The organism is Corynebacterium glutamicum ATCC 13032 (genome assembly GCF_000011325.1).
In the GTDB taxonomy this organism is placed as follows: domain Bacteria; phylum Actinomycetota; class Actinomycetes; order Mycobacteriales; family Mycobacteriaceae; genus Corynebacterium; species Corynebacterium glutamicum.
On the sequence record NC_003450.3, the window covers coordinates 387530 to 406207 of the forward strand.

Below are 18678 nucleotides of genomic sequence, written 5' to 3' on the forward strand. Positions count from 1 at the left end.
ACAGCACGGTGCTTAGACCGTACATAAAACACCTGCATTTCTGTGCCCATTTGGGCCCGGATGTGGGTGTTTTTCATTTTCTTCCACTCTAAAATTAAGTATGGAAAACCAACCGCACCCGGATGCACGACAATGACCCACTAAACACGTATCCTTGAATGCGTGACTGAACATTATGACGTAGTAGTACTCGGAGCCGGCCCCGGTGGCTATGTCTCCGCCATCCGTGCAGCGCAGCTTGGCAAGAAGGTTGCTGTAATTGAGAAGCAGTACTGGGGTGGTGTTTGCCTAAACGTGGGCTGCATTCCTTCCAAGTCTCTGATCAAAAACGCTGAAGTTGCCCATACCTTTACCCATGAGAAGAAGACCTTCGGCATCAATGGCGAAGTGACCTTCAACTATGAGGATGCTCACAAGCGTTCCCGTGGCGTTTCCGACAAGATCGTTGGAGGCGTTCATTACTTGATGAAGAAGAACAAGATCATCGAAATTCATGGTCTTGGAAACTTCAAGGATGCTAAGACTCTTGAGGTCACCGACGGTAAGGATGCTGGCAAGACCATCACCTTTGATGACTGCATCATCGCAACCGGTTCGGTAGTCAACACCCTCCGTGGCGTTGACTTCTCAGAGAACGTTGTGTCTTTTGAAGAGCAGATTCTTAACCCTGTTGCGCCAAAGAAGATGGTCATTGTTGGTGCAGGCGCAATTGGAATGGAATTCGCCTACGTTCTTGGTAACTACGGTGTAGATGTAACCGTCATCGAGTTCATGGATCGTGTGCTTCCAAATGAAGATGCTGAAGTCTCCAAGGTTATTGCAAAGGCCTACAAGAAGATGGGCGTTAAGCTTCTTCCTGGCCATGCAACCACTGCTGTTCGGGACAACGGTGACTTTGTCGAGGTTGATTACCAGAAGAAGGGCTCTGACAAGACAGAGACTCTTACTGTTGATCGAGTCATGGTTTCCGTTGGTTTCCGTCCACGCGTTGAGGGATTTGGTCTTGAAAACACTGGCGTTAAGCTCACCGAGCGTGGCGCAATCGAGATCGATGATTACATGCGTACCAACGTCGATGGCATTTACGCCATCGGTGACGTGACCGCCAAGCTTCAGCTTGCTCACGTCGCAGAAGCACAGGGCATTGTTGCCGCAGAGACTATTGCTGGTGCAGAAACTCAGACTCTTGGTGATTACATGATGATGCCACGTGCAACCTTCTGCAACCCACAGGTTTCTTCCTTTGGTTACACCGAAGAGCAGGCCAAGGAGAAGTGGCCAGATCGTGAGATCAAGGTTGCTTCCTTCCCATTCTCTGCAAACGGTAAAGCAGTTGGCCTGGCAGAAACTGATGGTTTCGCAAAGATCGTTGCTGATGCAGAATTCGGTGAGCTGCTCGGTGCACACCTGGTTGGAGCAAATGCATCAGAGCTCATCAATGAATTGGTGCTTGCTCAGAACTGGGATCTCACCACTGAAGAGATCTCTCGTAGCGTCCATATTCACCCAACGCTATCTGAGGCAGTTAAGGAAGCTGCACACGGTATCTCTGGACACATGATCAACTTCTAGAATCCACCTCGTTGGCCCTGTTTCTGTATGGAAACAGGGCCAAAACCGATTTTCAATCCAAACCGAGTGCTGGTTAGTGCTCATACTCACACAAACTTTTCGATTATCAAAGAGAATTATTTCTAAAATTCGGTATCGTCTAAGAAATGAGTTTGCCAATAGCTCAGCATCAAAATGCTGTAAAAACTGTCGTGGTACCAGCTGCAGGAATGGGAACACGGTTCCTTCCTGCAACGAAGACAATTCCAAAGGAGCTTCTTCCTGTAGTTGATACCCCGGGTATTGAACTTGTTGCCAAAGAGGCTGCTGATCTTGGTGCAACTCGGTTAGCAATTATCACTGCTCCGAACAAAGACGGAATTCTTAAACACTTCGAGGAGTTCCCTGAGCTTGAGGCAACTCTTGAGGCTCGCGGTAAGACTGATCAACTGAATAAAGTTCGAGCAGCTCGAGAATTGATTGCAACAGTTCCAGTGGTTCAAGAAAAGCCATTGGGGCTTGGTCACGCTGTTGGCCTTGCTGAGTCTGTGCTCGATGATGATGAAGATGTTGTGGCTGTCATGCTGCCAGACGATTTGGTGCTGCCATTTGGTGTGACCGAGAGAATGGCAGAAGTTCGCGCTAAGTTTGGCGGATCTGTTCTTGCAGCAATTGAGGTGGCTGAAGATGAAGTCTCAAATTACGGAGTATTTAAGCTCGGTGAACTCGATGCAGAGTCCGAAAGTGAAGGCATTAGGCGTGTTGTAGGAATGGTTGAAAAGCCTGCGCCTGAAGATGCACCATCAAGGTTTGCCGCAACGGGCCGTTATCTACTTGATCGAGCTATTTTTGATGCACTGCGTCGAATTGAGCCTGGTGCTGGTGGAGAACTGCAATTAACAGATGCCATCGCATTATTGATCGAAGAAGGCCATCCGGTACACATTGTGGTTCATGAAGGAAAGCGCCATGACCTTGGTAATCCAGCTGGGTACATTCCTGCTGTTGTGTACTTCGGACTTCGTCATGCAGAGTACGGTTCCAAGATTCACCGTGCGGTGAAGGAAATACTCGCTGAGTTTGAATCTTAAAAAGGAAACCGCCTTCCACATTGTGGGAGGCGGTTTTCTCATGCGATTAGAATCTTATGCCATGGCTAAGAAAGTAGACACCTCGAACGCTACCCCCGCTCTAGCCCTTCTTACGGAGAGGCAGATTCCTTTTGAGCTGGATGTTCATGATGTAGATCCAAAATCATCAAAGGGCTTTGCATTGGATGCCTCTGAAGTAATGGGTGTGGAGCCGGAAGTGGTGTTTAAAACGCTCATGGCAGATATTGATGGTGAACACGTGGTCGCGATTGTTCCAGCCAGCAGAACGTTGAATCTCAAGCAGTTGGCTAAGGCTGGAAAAGGTAAGCATGCAAACATGATGGATCGCAGCCGTGCACAGGTAGTTACGGGGTATGTCCCTGGTGGAATCTCACCGATAGGGCAGAAGAACAAGCACCGCGTGTTTTTGGATGAGTCTGCAATTCTCCAGGAGCGAATCTACGTCAGCGCAGGGCGACGCGGGTGGTCCCTGATTATCGCCCCGGATGATGTTCTTCTGGCTACCGATGGTGTTTACGCGGATATTGCTGATCATTCATAAAAGGTAAAACCCACCCCCGCAGGGGTGCGTCGTAAAGCAAGCTCCTTTTCTTAGTACGGCGCGATAGTGGATTCGTGCGCGTCGATGTTGATGCGGCCGTGGACGGATGGGAATGCGCGCTGCGCGCAGTTCTCGCGGGTGCACACTCGGCAGCCGGACCCGATGGGGGTGGCGGTGGAGAGGTCCTGGAGGTTGAAACCGCGGGAGTACACAGTGCGGTCGGCGTGGCGCGCTTCGCAGCCCAGGCCGATGGCGAACATTTTGTCTACTTCGCCGAACCGGGCTTCGTGGTGTCGCACGGTGCGTGAGATCCACAGGTAGTTGCGTCCGTCGGGCATTTGCGCGAATTGGCGGAGCACTTGGCCGGGGTTGGTGAAGGTTTCAAACACGTTCCACAGGGGGCAGGTGCCGCCGTAGTGGGTGAAGTGGAAGCCGGTGGCGGATTGGCGTTTGGACATGTTGCCGGCGCGGTCGACGCGCACGAAGGTAAAGGGGATGCCGCGCAGGTTGGGGCGCTGCAGGGTGGACAAGCGGTGGGCGGTTGTCTCATAGCCCACGCCAAAGAGTTGGCCTAGGTACTCGATGTCGTAGCCGGATTTTTCGGCCTCGGAGTGGAAGATTTTGTAGGGCAGCATCACGGCGGCGGCGAAGTAGGAGGCCACACCGCGGATGGCTAGGGTGCGGGCTTCGGGGGTGGACCAGATGCCGTCGTCAACGATACCTTCGATGAGGTCGTTGGCTTCTAGGTAGCCGAGTTCGGTGGCCATGCGGAAGGCGCGTTGCCCGGGGTTGAGGCGTGCGTGGATTGTCAGCAGACGCGTCTCGGGGTCGAAGTGGTGCAGCGTGCCGGATTCCTCTTTGGAGGAGGTGATGGTGACATCGTGATCCATTTGCAGGCGGCGGGCGATCGAATCTTCCATGGCGCGGGAATCGTACGGCTGCCAGCCCAGTTGCGCGGCGATGGCTTCGGCGCGGCGGTCAAGGGCATCGAAGTAGTTTTGGCGGGCGTAAATGAAATCGCGGACCTCTTCGTGCGGCATGCTCACGGCCTCCGCGATGGGACGGCGTTCCTCAGGCGTGTTGGTGCGATTATCCACTGCGATGGAGAACTTATCGCGCACGTTTCGGTAACGCTGGTGCATTTCCACCATCGCGCGCGCTAGTTGGGGGTGGTTGTACACCATCTCCGAAAGCTCTTGCAGCTCCACGTTCGCAGGATTGATCTCCCGGTCCAGCATGACGTCTTGGACCTCGGCGAGCAGGCGGGAGTCATCGTCGCGGGAGAAAAACGTTGCGTCTACGCCGAACGCCTCGGTGATGCGCAATAACACCGGTACGGTGAGCGGGCGTACGTCGTGCTCAATCTGATTTACATAACTTGCAGATAAGCCAAGGGTTGCTGCTAAGGATGCCTGGCTCAGGTCTCTTTCGCGGCGCAGTTGGCGCAGCCTGGACCCCACATATGTCTTTCCCATGGCGCAACTATAGCGTGATCACCATCACCTTAACCACTCTTGGCACTGAGGTGTTGCAAACTTGTTGATTTTCGCTTTTCGACGCAGCCCGCCGCCACCAGGTGCCCGGCGTGGTCGGGCCACATCCGCCCCGGGAACTTTTTAGGCACCTACGGTGCAACTGTTGGGATAATTGTGTCACCTGCGCAAAGTTGCTCCCTGGATCGGAAGGTTGGGCTGTCTAAACTTTTTGGTTGATACCAAACGGGGTTAGAAACTGTTCGGATCGGTATCCTGTGAGGAAGCTCACCTTGGTTTTAGAATGTTGAAAAGGCCTCACGTTTCCGCAGGTAGAGCACACTCAATTAAATGAGCGTCAAACGACAATAAAGTAAGGCTATCCTAATAAGTGGGGTTTTATGTCTCTAAACAGCCAGTTGGGGGTCATGGGGGAGCGCCCCGTGACTGGTTAATGCCCCGATCTGGGACGTACAGTAACAACGACACTGGAGGTGCCATGACTGTTAGAAATCCCGACCGTGAGGCAATCCGTCACGGAAAAATTACGACGGAGGCGCTGCGTGAGCGTCCCGCATACCCGACCTGGGCAATGAAGCTGACCATGGCCATCACTGGCCTAATGTTTGGTGGCTTCGTTCTTGTTCACATGATCGGAAACCTGAAAATCTTCATGCCGGACTACGCAGCCGATTCTGCGCATCCGGGTGAAGCACAAGTAGATGTCTACGGCGAGTTCCTGCGTGAGATCGGATCCCCGATCCTCCCACACGGCTCAGTCCTCTGGATCCTACGTATTATCCTGCTGGTCGCATTGGTTCTGCACATCTACTGTGCATTCGCATTGACCGGCCGTTCTCACCAGTCCCGCGGAAAGTTCCGCCGTACCAACCTCGTTGGCGGCTTCAACTCCTTCGCGACCCGCTCCATGCTGGTGACCGGAATCGTTCTCCTTGCGTTCATTATCTTCCACATCCTCGACCTGACCATGGGTGTTGCTCCAGCAGCCCCAACCTCATTCGAGCACGGCGAAGTATACGCAAACATGGTGGCTTCCTTTAGCCGCTGGCCTGTAGCAATTTGGTACATCATTGCCAACCTGGTCCTGTTCGTCCACCTGTCACACGGCATCTGGCTTGCAGTCTCTGACCTGGGAATCACCGGACGCCGCTGGAGGGCAATCCTCCTCGCAGTTGCGTACATCGTTCCTGCACTGGTCCTGATCGGCAACATCACCATTCCGTTCGCCATCGCTGTTGGCTGGATTGCGTAAAGGTTAGGAAGAATTTATGAGCACTCACTCTGAAACCACCCGCCCAGAGTTCATCCACCCAGTCTCAGTCCTCCCAGAGGTCTCAGCTGGTACGGTCCTTGACGCTGCAGAGCCAGCAGGCGTTCCCACCAAAGATATGTGGGAATACCAAAAAGACCACATGAACCTGGTCTCCCCACTGAACCGACGCAAGTTCCGTGTCCTCGTCGTTGGCACCGGCCTGTCCGGTGGTGCTGCAGCAGCAGCCCTCGGCGAACTCGGATACGACGTCAAGGCGTTCACCTACCACGACGCACCTCGCCGTGCGCACTCCATTGCTGCACAGGGTGGCGTTAACTCCGCCCGCGGCAAGAAGGTAGACAACGACGGCGCATACCGCCACGTCAAGGACACCGTCAAGGGCGGCGACTACCGTGGTCGCGAGTCCGACTGCTGGCGTCTCGCCGTCGAGTCCGTCCGCGTCATCGACCACATGAACGCCATCGGTGCACCATTCGCCCGCGAATACGGTGGCGCCTTGGCAACCCGTTCCTTCGGTGGTGTGCAGGTCTCCCGTACCTACTACACCCGTGGACAAACCGGACAGCAGCTGCAGCTCTCCACCGCATCCGCACTACAGCGCCAGATCCACCTCGGCTCCGTAGAAATCTTCACCCATAACGAAATGGTTGACGTCATTGTCACCGAACGTAACGGTGAAAAGCGCTGCGAAGGCCTGATCATGCGCAACCTGATCACCGGCGAGCTCACCGCACACACCGGCCATGCCGTTATCCTGGCAACCGGTGGCTACGGCAACGTGTACCACATGTCCACCCTGGCCAAGAACTCCAACGCCTCGGCCATCATGCGTGCATACGAAGCCGGCGCATACTTCGCGTCCCCATCGTTCATCCAGTTCCACCCAACCGGCCTGCCTGTGAACTCCACCTGGCAGTCCAAGACCATTCTGATGTCCGAGTCGCTGCGTAACGACGGCCGCATCTGGTCCCCTAAGGAACCGAACGATAACCGCGATCCAAACACCATCCCTGAGGATGAGCGCGACTACTTCCTGGAGCGCCGCTACCCAGCATTCGGTAACCTCGTCCCACGTGACGTTGCTTCCCGTGCGATCTCCCAGCAGATCAATGCTGGTCTCGGTGTTGGACCTCTGAACAACGCTGCATACCTGGACTTCCGCGACGCCACCGAGCGCCTCGGACAGGACACCATCCGCGAGCGTTACTCCAACCTCTTCACCATGTACGAAGAGGCAATTGGCGAGGACCCATACTCCAGCCCAATGCGTATTGCACCGACCTGCCACTTCACCATGGGTGGCCTCTGGACTGACTTCAACGAAATGACGTCACTCCCAGGTCTGTTCTGCGCAGGCGAAGCATCCTGGACCTACCACGGTGCAAACCGTCTGGGCGCAAACTCCCTGCTCTCCGCTTCCGTCGATGGCTGGTTCACCCTGCCATTCACCATCCCTAACTACCTCGGCCCATTGCTTGGCTCCGAGCGTCTGTCAGAGGATGCACCAGAAGCACAGGCAGCGATTGCGCGTGCACAGGCTCGCATTGACCGCCTCATGGGCAACCGCCCAGAGTGGGTCGGTGACAACGTTCACGGACCTGAGTACTACCACCGCCAGCTTGGCGATATCCTGTACTTCTCCTGTGGCGTTTCCCGAAACGTAGAAGACCTCCAGGATGGCATCAACAAGATCCGTGCCCTCCGCGATGACTTCTGGAAGAACATGCGCATCACCGGCAGCACCGATGAGATGAACCAGGTTCTCGAATACGCAGCACGCGTAGCCGACTACATCGACCTCGGCGAACTCATGTGTGTCGACGCCCTCGACCGCGACGAGTCCTGTGGCGCTCACTTCCGCGACGACCACCTCTCCGAAGATGGCGAAGCAGAACGTGACGACGAAAACTGGTGCTTCGTCTCCGCATGGGAACCAGGCGAGAACGGAACCTTCGTCCGCCACGCAGAACCACTGTTCTTCGAATCCGTCCCACTGCAGACAAGGAACTACAAGTAATGAAACTTACACTTGAGATCTGGCGTCAAGCAGGCCCAACTGCGGAAGGCAAGTTCGAAACCGTCCAGGTTGACGACGCCGTCGCGCAGATGTCCATCCTGGAGCTGCTTGACCACGTAAACAACAAGTTCATCGAAGAAGGCAAAGAACCATTCGCGTTCGCCTCTGACTGCCGCGAAGGCATTTGTGGTACCTGTGGTCTCCTCGTGAACGGTCGCCCTCACGGCGCCGACCAGAACAAGCCTGCCTGTGCGCAGCGCCTGGTCAGCTACAAGGAAGGCGACACCCTCAAGATCGAACCACTGCGTTCCGCCGCATACCCAGTGATCAAGGACATGGTCGTCGACCGCTCCGCACTGGACCGTGTCATGGAACAGGGTGGCTACGTGACCATCAACGCAGGTACCGCACCTGACGCTGATACCCTCCACGTCAACCACGAAACCGCAGAACTCGCACTTGACCACGCAGCCTGCATCGGCTGTGGCGCATGTGTTGCTGCCTGCCCTAACGGCGCAGCACACCTGTTCACCGGCGCAAAGCTTGTTCACCTCTCCCTCCTCCCACTGGGTAAGGAAGAGCGCGGACTGCGTGCACGTAAGATGGTTGATGAAATGGAAACCAACTTCGGACACTGCTCCCTCTACGGCGAGTGCGCAGATGTCTGCCCCGCAGGCATCCCACTGACCGCTGTGGCAGCTGTCACCAAGGAACGTGCGCGTGCAGCTTTCCGAGGCAAAGACGACTAGTCTTTAATCCAAGTAAGTACCGGTTCAGACAGTTAAACCAGAAAGACGAGTGAACACCATGTCCTCCGCGAAAAAGAAACCCGCACCGGAGCGTATGCACTACATCAAGGGCTATGTACCTGTGGCGTATAGCTCTCCACACTCATCCCTCGAGCGCAGCGCAACCTGGTTGGGCATGGGATTCCTCCTCACTGCTCTGGCAGGCGTTGGCGCAGTCCTCTTCGCAGTCGGCGCAAACAGCGTTGGCCAGCAGCAGGAACACTGGGTCCTCTACAGCATCATCGGTGTTGTATTCGCCGTTGTCTGCACAGTTTTGGGCACCGTCCTGATCATCAAGGGCCGAGCACCTTACAACCGTTACGTCAAGGAAACCGGCCGTACGCAGTAGTTTCTGTATGCAGGTTCTTTGACTAGCACCTCCAACAACACCCTTTCTTCCATTTATGTGGGGGAGAGGGTGTTGTTTTGTTTTTGCTTGGAGTTCCCTGGAGCCTTCATCGACAGCCCCCAAGCCCTCGAAAACGCCGAAAGCAACCCACTGTGGAGCCAACTCCCCGCAGTCAAAAACGGTCAACTCTGTACCACGGAAAACCTCACCCCATGGATCCTCACCGGACCAGCAGCAGCTGAGATTGTGACCTCTGACCTCGAGGCATGTTTCGCTGCTTAGGAGACATGGAAGATTGGTGGAAATTGGGTCGTGCAGAAGGATGCTTGGAGATATAGGATACGCAAGTTCGAATTCTCGGCGGAGTAGTTCGTGCAAACTTGTCATTTTAAATTTTTTCCTGAGGAGGCGACAGGGATGTCTTTCGAGTTTGAATCCCCAATTTATGGGTTTCGCCGGAGGTTGGCGTCGATAAGCAAAAATCTTTGCCCGTATTTGGTTGCCAAACGTGCGTGCTAGGTAATTGCAGCTTCACTTGTATCACTCAGGGTGATACAAGTGAAGATTTTGCTGGGCTAAACCGGCAGTGCCTCACCCTGAACTACTTTGAAGGGTTTGAACACACCGTTTTTGCCGGGACCGATGCTGAAAAGGTGCTCGGGATCCATGACGTGGCTGCGGTCGGTGTAGGAAAGTAGGTATTCATCAAAGGCGGGGAGGGTTAGTTCCAACGCTAGTGCATCAGAAACCTCTGCGTCTGTGACATCATCTGCCCAGGTAGGGATCCACATTTCTTCACCATTCGGGCCTTCAACAGAGTGAATCAGTCCATCCGAAGACACGGCAGCGATGCCTTTCTTTACATCACGCACAGTCAGTCCGGTCCACCACACCAGATCTTTCACAGTGGCAGCACCACGGGAGTGGAAGTAGCGACGGGTCATCTCTGTGAGCGCTTCGTCGCCGTTAAGTGCTAGGGAAAGGGGGCAGATGGAATCGAGAAGCACAAAGGAATCTTCCGTTCCGATGGGCGGGCCTTGTACGATGTCACCTTCGCCACCGAAATGCCGGAGTAAATGTTGGCCTCTGTGCTCGCCGGGGTCAACGTCTACGGATCGGAAAATTTCGTAGGCCTGGGTTCTGGATACGGGGGATTTTTCGGCGGCGGTTGTTAGTGCGTCGCGGGCGCGCTGGACTGCGGCGCTATCAAGCGAAAGGCTGGAGCGGCGCTTGGCTGAAGCAGCCAGGATGCGTGGGGAGCATAGTAGCGTCATCCAGCGGACGTCTTCGGCGGCAAGTATTTGGTGGGTGCCGCGCTGCGTCCAGCTGCGGATGAGCAGTGACTTTCTTAATGCCGTGGCGGCGTCGGCGTTTTCCGAGCGGGTGTCTAGCGCAACGAGTGCGGAACCGCGTTGTTGGGCCTGGCTGGCGAGCATGTGTTTTGCCACGTCGACGGCATTGCGCTCGGACTTAAAATTCAACGCCGCAGATGGTGCAAGCAGCTGTGAAATGAGGCGTAGGGCGCGGACGCGTTCCAGAGAAAGTGCAGGCATAACCCCTAAAATACCCTGATCTTCCCCCGTGTCCTGCCCCCGTGTCCACCCCTGCGTACATAATAGGACGCATGGGAAAACATGAGGTTGCTCAGCAGACGGTTCCGGGTCCTTCGCCGGAAATGGAAGCGCAGCGGCGTAAAGAGTTGCGCAAGCACAAGGCCATTGCCACTGGCCTGTTGATTTTTGCTGCCGCTGTATATTTTCTTTGCCGTTTCGTGGAGACCCGTCCGGGTGAAACTGCAGCGTGGGTAGGTTTTGTGCGCGCTGCGGCAGAGGCCGGAATGATTGGCGGGTTGGCCGACTGGTTCGCGGTCACCGCGCTGTTCCGTCATCCATTGTGGCTGCCTATTCCGCACACTGCGATTATCCCGCGCAAGAAAGACCAGTTAGGTGAGGCCTTAAGCGGGTTTGTGGGGGATAACTTCCTAAATGCCCAGCTCATTACGGAAAAAGTCTCTCAGGCGCGGATCCCAGAGCGCGCCGGGGAGTGGCTCGCCCAGCCGGAAAACGGGGAGAAAGTTTCGCGCGAAGTCGGCAAATTGACCGCTAATATTGTGCGCGCAATCGATCCGTCAGATGCTGAAGCGGTGATTAAATCTGCGGTGATCGACAAGCTTGCGGAACCCACCTGGGGCCCACCAGCTGGGCGGTTGCTGGAACAACTCCTCGCCGAAGGCAAAGCCGAACCAGTTGTCCAGGAACTCGCGCAGTGGCTGCACAAAAAGGCGTTGGGCTCCGAGCCGCTGATTGATCGCCTGCTCAACGAGCGCCGCCCGATTTGGGCGCCGAAATTCACTGCGCAGCTGGTCAGCGGCAAAGTCTATGACGAGGTCATAAAATTCACTGAAGCCGTCGCTGCCGATCCTAACCACGAGGCCCGCAAATCGCTGCGCCGATTCCTTAATAAATTGGCGCAAGACCTGCAGCATGACCCAGGCATGATTATTAAAGTTGAAGAAATCAAACGCGACATCATGGGCTCCGGCGCCATCGCGCAAGCCGCGCCAACCATCTGGGCGTCAGCCTCCGAGTCGCTCATTGAATCCGCAGAAGATGAGTCATCAATTCTGCGTCGCAAAATTGCCGAAGCAGCTACCAGCTGGGGTCAAAGATTGCTTGTCGACGACTCCCTCCGGCATTCACTCGACACCCGGATTACCGGCGCCGCTGCTTTCCTCGCCGACAATTACGCCCCCGAAGTCACCGGCATTATCTCCGAAACCATTGAACGATGGGACGCTGAAGAAGCTTCAGAGAAAATCGAACTCATGGTGGGCAAAGACCTCCAATACATCCGCCTTAATGGCACAATTGTAGGTGCATTAGCAGGACTGGCCATTTACGCTATTTCCCATATCCTCTTCGGAGCTTAACTAGGAGTAACCATCATGTCCGATGCAAAAGACGATTCCATCTTGTCCAAGTGGAGCAATGCAGCTTCCGAGCTCAGCGGTGCCGTCAGTGGAGTAGCGAAGAAGCTCCGTGAAGAACTCTCTGAGAAGGAAACCTTCAGCAAGCTTAAAACCGAAGCCAGCGAAGCCGTCGATCAAGCAAAGTCCGGCTCCTACCTAGATGCCGGTAAGGAATTCGCCCGCGACGCCGGATCCATCATCAAAGATGCAGCCAAAACCGTCAAAGGTGCCGTCAGTGATTCCGATAAAAACGACGTGAAATCCGCCTTCGGTAACGCCGTGGAAGCTTCCCGCGACAAGTTCGATGACACCCTCGAAAAGCGCAAGGCTAAGAAGGATTCCCCAGAACCAGGCGATGACGATATCATCGATGGAGAAGTAATTCCTCCGCAGAATTAAGGAAGTCGGTTTCACCCCATGGATATTTCCATGCTCAACGTAATAACGAGCTACACCATTTGGGCCATTTTTGCCATCATCGGCATCTGCGGATTCGTTGGTGCCTTCTTGGCAGCCACCACCAGAGAAGATGCCTTTGAGGTTGCTGATCGCCAAAAGAAAATGGTGTGGGTAGCAATCCTTATCGCATCCGGATTTGTCCTCACCGCGCTAGGTCCATCGATTCCGATCCTGCCATGGGTCGCCATCATCATGATCGGCCTGTACTGGTTTGATGTTCGCCCGCAAATCAAGAGCATCCTTGAAGGTGCCGGCGGCTGGTAAAAGCTCCCTGAACTGCGAAAATTCCCCTACATCCCGTAGGGGAATTTTTTCGGCCCATGTGCGGTTGTGTCCTAAGTCATTGATGTCACCTAACGCCCCTAAGTTCACTCGGTGCAATATTGCACTGAGTGCAAGTTTACACTAGGTTTACTTCAGTGGATATTGAAGAGCAGCCCTCGTTAAGAGAAATCAAGCGCCAAATGACCCTGGAAGCGATAGAAGATAACGCAACCAGGCTCATTCTGGAGCGTGGCTTCGACAATGTCACAATCGAAGACATCTGCGCAGAGGCAGGGATATCCAAGCGCACATTCTTTAACTACGTGGAGTCCAAAGAGTCTGTGGCCATCGGGCACACAGCCAAGCTCCCAACGGATGAAGAACGTGAAGCATTCCTGGCTACGCGTCATGAAAATATTATCGATACTGTATTTGACCTGGTAATCAACCTCTTTGGCAACCACGACAACTCCAAGTCTGGAGTTGCAGGCGACATTATGCGTCGACGCAAAGAGATCCGGGTGAAGCATCCAGAACTGGCAGTGCAACATTTCGCCAGGTTCCACCAAGCACGCGAAGGGCTAGAACACCTAATTGTTGAGTACTTCGAAAAATGGCCAGGCTCCCAACATCTAGATGAGCCTGCAGATCGAGAAGCAATCGCCATAGTTGGCCTGCTGATCTCGGTCATGCTTCAAGGTTCTCGTGAATGGCACGACATGCCACAAGGCACGCAAGCTGATTTCCAAGCCTGCTGTCGCAAAGCAATTAAAAATACTTTTCTTCTTAGAGGTGGATTTTCAGAATGACATCACAGGTCAAGCCGGACGACGAACGTCCGGTAACAACAATTTCAAAAAGTGGTGCACCTTCGGCCCACACCTCAGCACCATATGGTGCAGCAGCAACTGAAGAAGCTGTCGAGGAAAAAACCAAAGGTCGCGTTGGATTTATCATCGCAGCCCTCATGTTGGCGATGCTTCTTAGCTCCTTGGGTCAGACCATTTTCGGTTCTGCCCTGCCAACGATTGTTGGTGAGCTTGGCGGCGTTAACCACATGACCTGGGTGATTACCGCCTTCCTCTTGGGCCAGACCATTTCATTGCCTATTTTCGGCAAGTTGGGTGACCAGTTTGGTCGCAAATACCTCTTCATGTTTGCCATCGCACTGTTCGTGGTGGGTTCCATCATCGGTGCTTTGGCTCAGAACATGACCACCTTGATTGTGGCTCGTGCACTGCAGGGTATCGCCGGTGGTGGCTTGATGATTCTTTCTCAGGCAATTACCGCTGATGTCACCACCGCCCGTGAGCGTGCAAAGTACATGGGCATCATGGGTTCCGTTTTCGGACTGTCCTCCATCCTTGGCCCATTGCTTGGTGGCTGGTTCACTGACGGTCCAGGCTGGCGTTGGGGTCTGTGGTTGAACGTTCCAATCGGCATCATCGCACTGGTTGCTATCGCTGTGCTGCTGAAACTTCCAGCTCGTGAACGTGGCAAGGTCTCCGTTGACTGGTTGGGAAGCATCTTCATGGCTATCGCCACCACCGCATTTGTCCTCGCAGTGACCTGGGGTGGCAATGAATATGAGTGGGCATCACCAATGATCATCGGTTTGTTCATCACGACATTGGTCGCTGCGATAGTGTTCGTTTTCGTCGAAAAGCGTGCTGTTGACCCACTGGTCCCCATGGGCCTTTTCTCGAACCGCAACTTCGTGCTCACCGCCGTCGCCGGTATCGGCGTAGGCCTGTTTATGATGGGCACCATCGCGTACATGCCTACCTACCTGCAGATGGTTCATGGTCTGAACCCAACGCAAGCTGGTCTGATGCTGATCCCAATGATGATCGGCCTGATTGGTACATCCACTGTGGTGGGCAACATCGTGTCCAAGACTGGCAAGTACAAGTGGTACCCATTCATCGGCATGCTCATCATGGTCCTTGCCCTAGTACTGCTATCGACGCTGACACCTTCGGCAAGCTTGGCTCTCATTGGACTGTACTTCTTCGTCTTCGGATTCGGCCTGGGCTGTGCAATGCAGATTTTGGTTCTCATCGTGCAGAACTCCTTCCCAATCACCATGGTTGGCACCGCGACCGGTTCCAACAACTTCTTCCGCCAAATCGGTGGAGCAGTAGGTTCCGCACTGATCGGTGGCCTGTTTATCTCCAACCTGTCCGACCGATTCACCGAAAACGTCCCCGCAGCAGTGGCTTCCATGGGTGAAGAAGGCGCACAATACGCCTCAGCAATGTCCGATTTCTCCGGTGCATCCAACCTCACTCCACACCTTGTTGAATCACTTCCACAAGCACTCCGTGAAGCAATTCAACTTTCTTACAACGACGCCCTGACACCAATCTTCTTGGCGCTCACCCCGATCGCAGTAGTCGCCGCGATCCTCCTCTTTTTCATCCGTGAAGATCACCTCAAGGAAACGCACGAATAATGACACACGAAACTTCCGTCCCCGGACCTGCCGACGCGCAGGTCGCAGGAGATACGAAGCTGCGCAAAGGCCGCGCGAAGAAGGAAAAAACTCCTTCATCAATGACGCCTGAACAACAAAAGAAAGTCTGGTGGGTCCTCAGCGCGCTGATGGTCGCCATGATGATGGCCTCCCTTGACCAGATGATTTTCGGCACAGCCCTGCCAACAATCGTCGGTGAACTCGGCGGCGTTGACCACATGATGTGGGTCATCACCGCATACCTACTTGCCGAAACCATCATGCTGCCGATCTACGGAAAGCTCGGCGACCTGGTTGGACGTAAAGGTCTCTTCATCGGAGCCCTCGGCATCTTCCTGATCGGCTCCGTCATCGGCGGGCTTGCAGGAAATATGACCTGGTTGATCGTCGGCCGTGCCGTACAGGGCATCGGTGGCGGTGGACTGATGATCCTCTCGCAGGCAATCATCGCGGACGTTGTTCCAGCACGTGAACGTGGCCGCTACATGGGTGTCATGGGTGGAGTCTTCGGACTCTCTGCAGTTCTTGGCCCACTACTCGGTGGCTGGTTCACCGAAGGACCAGGCTGGCGCTGGGCATTCTGGATGAACATCCCACTGGGAATCATCGCCATCGGTGTCGCCATTTACTTCCTGGACATTCCAAAGAAGAGCGTCAAGTTCCGCTGGGATTACCTGGGCACTTTCTTCATGATCGTTGCCGCAACCAGCCTGATCCTGTTCACCACCTGGGGTGGATCCCAGTACGAGTGGTCTGATCCAATCATCATTGGACTGATCATCACCACCATCGTTGCCGCTGCACTGCTGGTTGTTGTGGAACTGCGCGCAAAAGATCCATTGGTTCCAATGTCCTTCTTCCAAAACCGCAACTTCACGCTCACCACCATTGCAGGCCTGATCCTGGGTATCGCAATGTTCGGCATCATCGGCTACCTTCCGACCTACCTCCAGATGGTCCACGGAATCAACGCCACCGAAGCCGGCTACATGCTGATCCCAATGATGGTCGGCATGATGGGTACCTCCATCTGGACTGGTATCCGCATCTCCAACACAGGAAAGTACAAACTCTTCCCACCAATCGGCATGGTGGTTACCTTCGTGGCACTGATCTTCTTTGCCCGAATGGAAGTGTCCACCACCCTGTGGCAGATCGGAATCTACCTCTTCGTCCTCGGCGTCGGCCTGGGTCTAGCCATGCAGGTTCTGGTCCTGATCGTTCAGAACACCCTGCCAACCGCGGTGGTCGGATCCGCAACCGCTGTGAACAACTTCTTCCGTCAAATCGGTTCCTCACTCGGATCCGCGCTGGTCGGTGGCATGTTCGTTGGCAACTTGGGAACCCTCATGGAAGAAAGAATGCCAGCAGCCATGGCACAACTTTCACCAGAAGAACAAGCCGCCATGGCAGCCCAAGGCGGACTGGACTCCAACGAATTGACGCCGGCAATCGTCAATCAATTGCCAACCGCGCTCCACGATGCGTTCGCCGGTTCCTACAACGACGCACTCATCCCAGTGTTCTACGTGATGATGCCACTGATCGGCATCGCGCTGCTTCTCTTGCTGTTTATTAAGCAAGAAAAACTACGCGAAACCACCACAGACTAAACACAAAACAAATGAGACCTACCCTCGGGTAGGTCTCATTTGTTTAGGGTCGCGTCGAAAAGCAAAAAGCCTTAATCAAAGACAACCGTGCGGTTACCGTAAACCAGCACCCGGTCCTCCAAGTGGAAACGCAAACCGCGAGCCAGCACCTGCTTCTCCGCATCGCGGCCCAAACGCTGCATCTCAGTCGGCGTATCCTTATGCGTCACACGAATAACATCCTGCTCAATGATCGGACCATCATCCAGATCCCCAGTCGCATAATGGCAGGTCGCACCAATCAACTTCACACCACGGCTATACGCCTGATGATACGGGCGCGCACCCATAAACGACGGCAAGAAACTGTGATGAATATTCAACACACGACCAGCCCACATCTCACACAAATCCGGCGGCAAAATCTGCATAAAACGAGCCAAAACAATCGCATCCGGATCATAACCATTCACAATCTCAGCGACCTGGTCAAACGCCTTCCGCTTACCAACCGCATCCTTAGGAAACGGCACATGGAAAAACGGAACATTATGGTTCTCCGCAATATAACGCAAGTTCTCATGGTTACCCACAACCGCAACAACTTCCATCGGATAATCATTCTCAGCCACACGACCTAACAAATCGTGCAAGCAGTGGCCCTCCTTAGACACCAACAACACAGCCTTCTTCACCTGCGCAGTGTCAGTGAAACTCCACTTAGCCCTCGGGCCGAACTCCTCCGCAAGCGGAGCGAACTCCTCCCGCAACTGCTCAATCGTGGTATCAATCGACTCAGCGCGAATCGCCTGACGAGTAAAGAACCAATTCGAATCAGGATCCGTGAAATATCCAGCCTCAGTAATCCAACCCCCACGCTCAGCTAGGAACGACGACAACTTCGCCACAATTCCAGTGGAGTCAGGGCAGCCAAAAGTGAGCACAAACTGACGCTCTTCAGGCGCAGCGCTCGGACGATTACGAACTTCAGGAGAACTCGGGGTCATTCGTTGCATTCTACCCTGGAAATTTTCCCACACTAAGTCAGGTCTAAGTAGGGTATGGATATGACGATTTCCCGCTCCACCATGGCCCAAATCCTTGACTACACCCTCCTCGGACCAGAAGTAACCAACTCCGAACTGGCCGCATTTATAGATTCCGCAATTGAGCTGGGAGTCGGCACGATCTGTGTCCCCAACAGCATGGTCAACCTAACTGCAAAAGCCCAAGAAGCTGGAATTCGAGTGGCCACCGTCGCAGGATTCCCGCACGGCAAAACCCCCGCGTTGGTGAAAGCCGCCGAAGCGCGCCTTGCCGTACAGTCCGGAGCTTCCGAAGTAGATGTTGTTTTGGATATTGCGGTAGTGAAAGAGGGAGATGCCAATAGGTTGCTGCAGGAAATTGTGGCAATCAGGGAGGCTGTTCCATCTCCTGTGGTGCTGAAATTCATCCTCGAAACAGCTGTTGTGAGTGATGAAGCAATTGTGACTGCAGTGAATGCGTTGATTGCTGCTGGTGCTGACTTCGCTAAAACTTCCACGGGATTCCACCCAGCGGGAGGGGCAACTGTTGAGGCTGTTCGGGTGATGGCTTCGGCTTCTCGGGGAAGGGTTGGAATTAAGGCTGCCGGTGGGGTGAAAACTTGGGAAGATGCGGTGGCGTTTGTTGAAGCAGGGGCTACTCGCATTGGAACTTCTAATGCGGGAGCCATTTTGGAGGGTGCGCCGGAGTAGTTTGGCGTTCTAATCGGGACTGATGGGTAATTGAGGGCGGTTAAGAGGGTTCGAAGTTC

Annotated in this window: 18 protein-coding genes; 15 read left to right on the forward strand and 3 right to left on the reverse strand. The window is 54.4% G+C overall.

The features are described from left to right. The first annotated feature begins 162 nt into the window (after positions 1 to 162). The 3 genes from lpdA (at position 163) to ybaK (ending at position 3204) form a co-directional block, all read left to right on the forward strand. A complete protein-coding gene (gene lpdA / locus CGL_RS01880) occupies positions 163 to 1572 on the forward strand; it encodes a dihydrolipoyl dehydrogenase (protein WP_011013602.1) in 1410 nt (469 codons plus the stop codon). Between the two features lie 146 nt (positions 1573 to 1718). Then, entirely contained in the window at positions 1719 to 2642 is a 924-nt protein-coding gene (locus CGL_RS01885) for a UTP--glucose-1-phosphate uridylyltransferase (protein WP_011265539.1), read from the forward strand. 40 nt (positions 2643 to 2682) lie between these two features. Beyond that, positions 2683 to 3204: a Cys-tRNA(Pro) deacylase gene (gene ybaK / locus CGL_RS01890; RefSeq protein ID WP_011265540.1), complete on the forward strand. Its 522-nt coding sequence runs from the start codon at positions 2683 to 2685 to the stop codon at positions 3202 to 3204. A gap of 50 nt (positions 3205 to 3254) precedes the next feature. On the opposite strand, the gene ramB is transcribed toward ybaK, so the two are convergent. After that, on the reverse strand, positions 3255 to 4679 hold the full coding sequence (gene ramB / locus CGL_RS01895; protein ID WP_003859703.1) for an acetate metabolism transcriptional regulator RamB: 1425 nt from the start codon (positions 4677 to 4679) through the stop codon (positions 3255 to 3257). A gap of 496 nt (positions 4680 to 5175) precedes the next feature. On the opposite strand from ramB, the gene CGL_RS01900 reads away from it, so the two are divergent. Genes CGL_RS01900 through CGL_RS01920 form a run of 5 tightly spaced genes read left to right on the forward strand, consistent with a single transcriptional unit; the run spans position 5176 to position 9406 of the window. After that, on the forward strand, positions 5176 to 5949 hold the full coding sequence (locus CGL_RS01900; protein ID WP_003855465.1) for a succinate dehydrogenase cytochrome b subunit: 774 nt from the start codon (positions 5176 to 5178) through the stop codon (positions 5947 to 5949). 16 nt (positions 5950 to 5965) lie between these two features. Continuing rightward, on the forward strand, positions 5966 to 7987 hold the full coding sequence (locus CGL_RS01905; RefSeq protein WP_011013606.1) for a fumarate reductase/succinate dehydrogenase flavoprotein subunit: 2022 nt from the start codon (positions 5966 to 5968) through the stop codon (positions 7985 to 7987). Beyond that, complete coding sequence (locus CGL_RS01910; RefSeq protein ID WP_011013607.1) at positions 7987 to 8736, forward strand: succinate dehydrogenase/fumarate reductase iron-sulfur subunit; 750 nt, start codon at positions 7987 to 7989, stop codon at positions 8734 to 8736. The genes CGL_RS01905 and CGL_RS01910 overlap by 1 nt, the downstream gene beginning before the upstream one ends. A 58-nt stretch (positions 8737 to 8794) precedes the next feature. Next, the gene (locus tag CGL_RS01915) at positions 8795 to 9124 is read left to right on the forward strand and encodes a hypothetical protein (protein ID WP_011013608.1); all 330 of its coding nucleotides are present in this window, start codon (positions 8795 to 8797) and stop codon (positions 9122 to 9124) included. Between the two features lie 18 nt (positions 9125 to 9142). Continuing rightward, positions 9143 to 9406, forward strand: coding sequence for a hypothetical protein (locus CGL_RS01920; RefSeq protein ID WP_011265543.1), 264 nt, complete (start codon positions 9143 to 9145; stop codon positions 9404 to 9406). 293 nt (positions 9407 to 9699) lie between these two features. On the opposite strand, the gene CGL_RS01925 is transcribed toward CGL_RS01920, so the two are convergent. Next, positions 9700 to 10677, reverse strand: a complete 978-nt coding sequence (locus CGL_RS01925; RefSeq protein WP_011013610.1) for a winged helix DNA-binding domain-containing protein — start codon at positions 10675 to 10677, stop codon at positions 9700 to 9702. Between the two features lie 71 nt (positions 10678 to 10748). Between CGL_RS01925 and CGL_RS01930 the strand changes: the two genes are divergently transcribed. From CGL_RS01930 to CGL_RS01955, 6 genes are all read left to right on the forward strand, one after another. Further along, positions 10749 to 12053 (forward strand): DUF445 domain-containing protein, encoded by a 1305-nt coding sequence (locus CGL_RS01930; protein WP_011265544.1) that lies wholly within the window; start codon positions 10749 to 10751, stop codon positions 12051 to 12053. A 15-nt stretch (positions 12054 to 12068) separates the two neighbouring features. Next, positions 12069 to 12491: a CGLAU_01105 family protein gene (locus CGL_RS01935; protein ID WP_011013612.1), complete on the forward strand. Its 423-nt coding sequence runs from the start codon at positions 12069 to 12071 to the stop codon at positions 12489 to 12491. A gap of 18 nt (positions 12492 to 12509) precedes the next feature. Further along, positions 12510 to 12815 (forward strand): DUF2516 family protein, encoded by a 306-nt coding sequence (locus CGL_RS01940; RefSeq protein ID WP_011013613.1) that lies wholly within the window; start codon positions 12510 to 12512, stop codon positions 12813 to 12815. A 155-nt stretch (positions 12816 to 12970) separates the two neighbouring features. Continuing rightward, the gene (locus tag CGL_RS01945) at positions 12971 to 13624 is read left to right on the forward strand and encodes a TetR/AcrR family transcriptional regulator (RefSeq protein WP_011265545.1); all 654 of its coding nucleotides are present in this window, start codon (positions 12971 to 12973) and stop codon (positions 13622 to 13624) included. Further along, positions 13621 to 15270, forward strand: a complete 1650-nt coding sequence (locus tag CGL_RS01950) for an MDR family MFS transporter (RefSeq protein ID WP_003859734.1) — start codon at positions 13621 to 13623, stop codon at positions 15268 to 15270. Before CGL_RS01945 ends, CGL_RS01950 begins: the two co-directional genes overlap by 4 nt. Then, positions 15270 to 16904, forward strand: coding sequence for an MDR family MFS transporter (locus tag CGL_RS01955; protein ID WP_011013615.1), 1635 nt, complete (start codon positions 15270 to 15272; stop codon positions 16902 to 16904). The genes CGL_RS01950 and CGL_RS01955 overlap by 1 nt, the downstream gene beginning before the upstream one ends. Positions 16905 to 16975: 71 nt before the next feature. Here CGL_RS01955 and purU read toward each other — a convergent pair whose 3' ends face one another. After that, positions 16976 to 17890: a formyltetrahydrofolate deformylase gene (gene purU / locus CGL_RS01960; protein WP_011013616.1), complete on the reverse strand. Its 915-nt coding sequence runs from the start codon at positions 17888 to 17890 to the stop codon at positions 16976 to 16978. A 60-nt stretch (positions 17891 to 17950) separates the two neighbouring features. Between purU and deoC the strand changes: the two genes are divergently transcribed. Continuing rightward, positions 17951 to 18619, forward strand: a complete 669-nt coding sequence (deoC, locus tag CGL_RS01965) for a deoxyribose-phosphate aldolase (RefSeq protein ID WP_011265546.1) — start codon at positions 17951 to 17953, stop codon at positions 18617 to 18619. Positions 18620 to 18678: the final 59 nt, after the last annotated feature.

Bases quoted from the DNA above. Each gene is read 5' to 3' on its own strand.
- CGL_RS01885 (WP_011265539.1), top strand. From the start codon at position 1,719: ATGAGTTTGCCAATAGCTCAGCATCAAAATGCTGTAAAAACTGTCGTG.
- ybaK (WP_011265540.1), top strand. From the start codon at position 2,683: ATGCGATTAGAATCTTATGCCATGGCTAAGAAAGTAGACACCTCGAAC.
- ramB (WP_003859703.1), bottom strand. From the start codon at position 4,679: ATGGGAAAGACATATGTGGGGTCCAGGCTGCGCCAACTGCGCCGCGAA.
- CGL_RS01900 (WP_003855465.1), top strand. From the start codon at position 5,176: ATGACTGTTAGAAATCCCGACCGTGAGGCAATCCGTCACGGAAAAATT.
- CGL_RS01905 (WP_011013606.1), top strand. From the start codon at position 5,966: ATGAGCACTCACTCTGAAACCACCCGCCCAGAGTTCATCCACCCAGTC.
- CGL_RS01910 (WP_011013607.1), top strand. From the start codon at position 7,987: ATGAAACTTACACTTGAGATCTGGCGTCAAGCAGGCCCAACTGCGGAA.
- CGL_RS01915 (WP_011013608.1), top strand. From the start codon at position 8,795: ATGTCCTCCGCGAAAAAGAAACCCGCACCGGAGCGTATGCACTACATC.
- CGL_RS01925 (WP_011013610.1), bottom strand. From the start codon at position 10,677: ATGCCTGCACTTTCTCTGGAACGCGTCCGCGCCCTACGCCTCATTTCA.
- CGL_RS01930 (WP_011265544.1), top strand. From the start codon at position 10,749: ATGGGAAAACATGAGGTTGCTCAGCAGACGGTTCCGGGTCCTTCGCCG.
- CGL_RS01935 (WP_011013612.1), top strand. From the start codon at position 12,069: ATGTCCGATGCAAAAGACGATTCCATCTTGTCCAAGTGGAGCAATGCA.
- CGL_RS01940 (WP_011013613.1), top strand. From the start codon at position 12,510: ATGGATATTTCCATGCTCAACGTAATAACGAGCTACACCATTTGGGCC.
- CGL_RS01950 (WP_003859734.1), top strand. From the start codon at position 13,621: ATGACATCACAGGTCAAGCCGGACGACGAACGTCCGGTAACAACAATT.
- CGL_RS01955 (WP_011013615.1), top strand. From the start codon at position 15,270: ATGACACACGAAACTTCCGTCCCCGGACCTGCCGACGCGCAGGTCGCA.
- purU (WP_011013616.1), bottom strand. From the start codon at position 17,890: ATGACCCCGAGTTCTCCTGAAGTTCGTAATCGTCCGAGCGCTGCGCCT.
- deoC (WP_011265546.1), top strand. From the start codon at position 17,951: ATGACGATTTCCCGCTCCACCATGGCCCAAATCCTTGACTACACCCTC.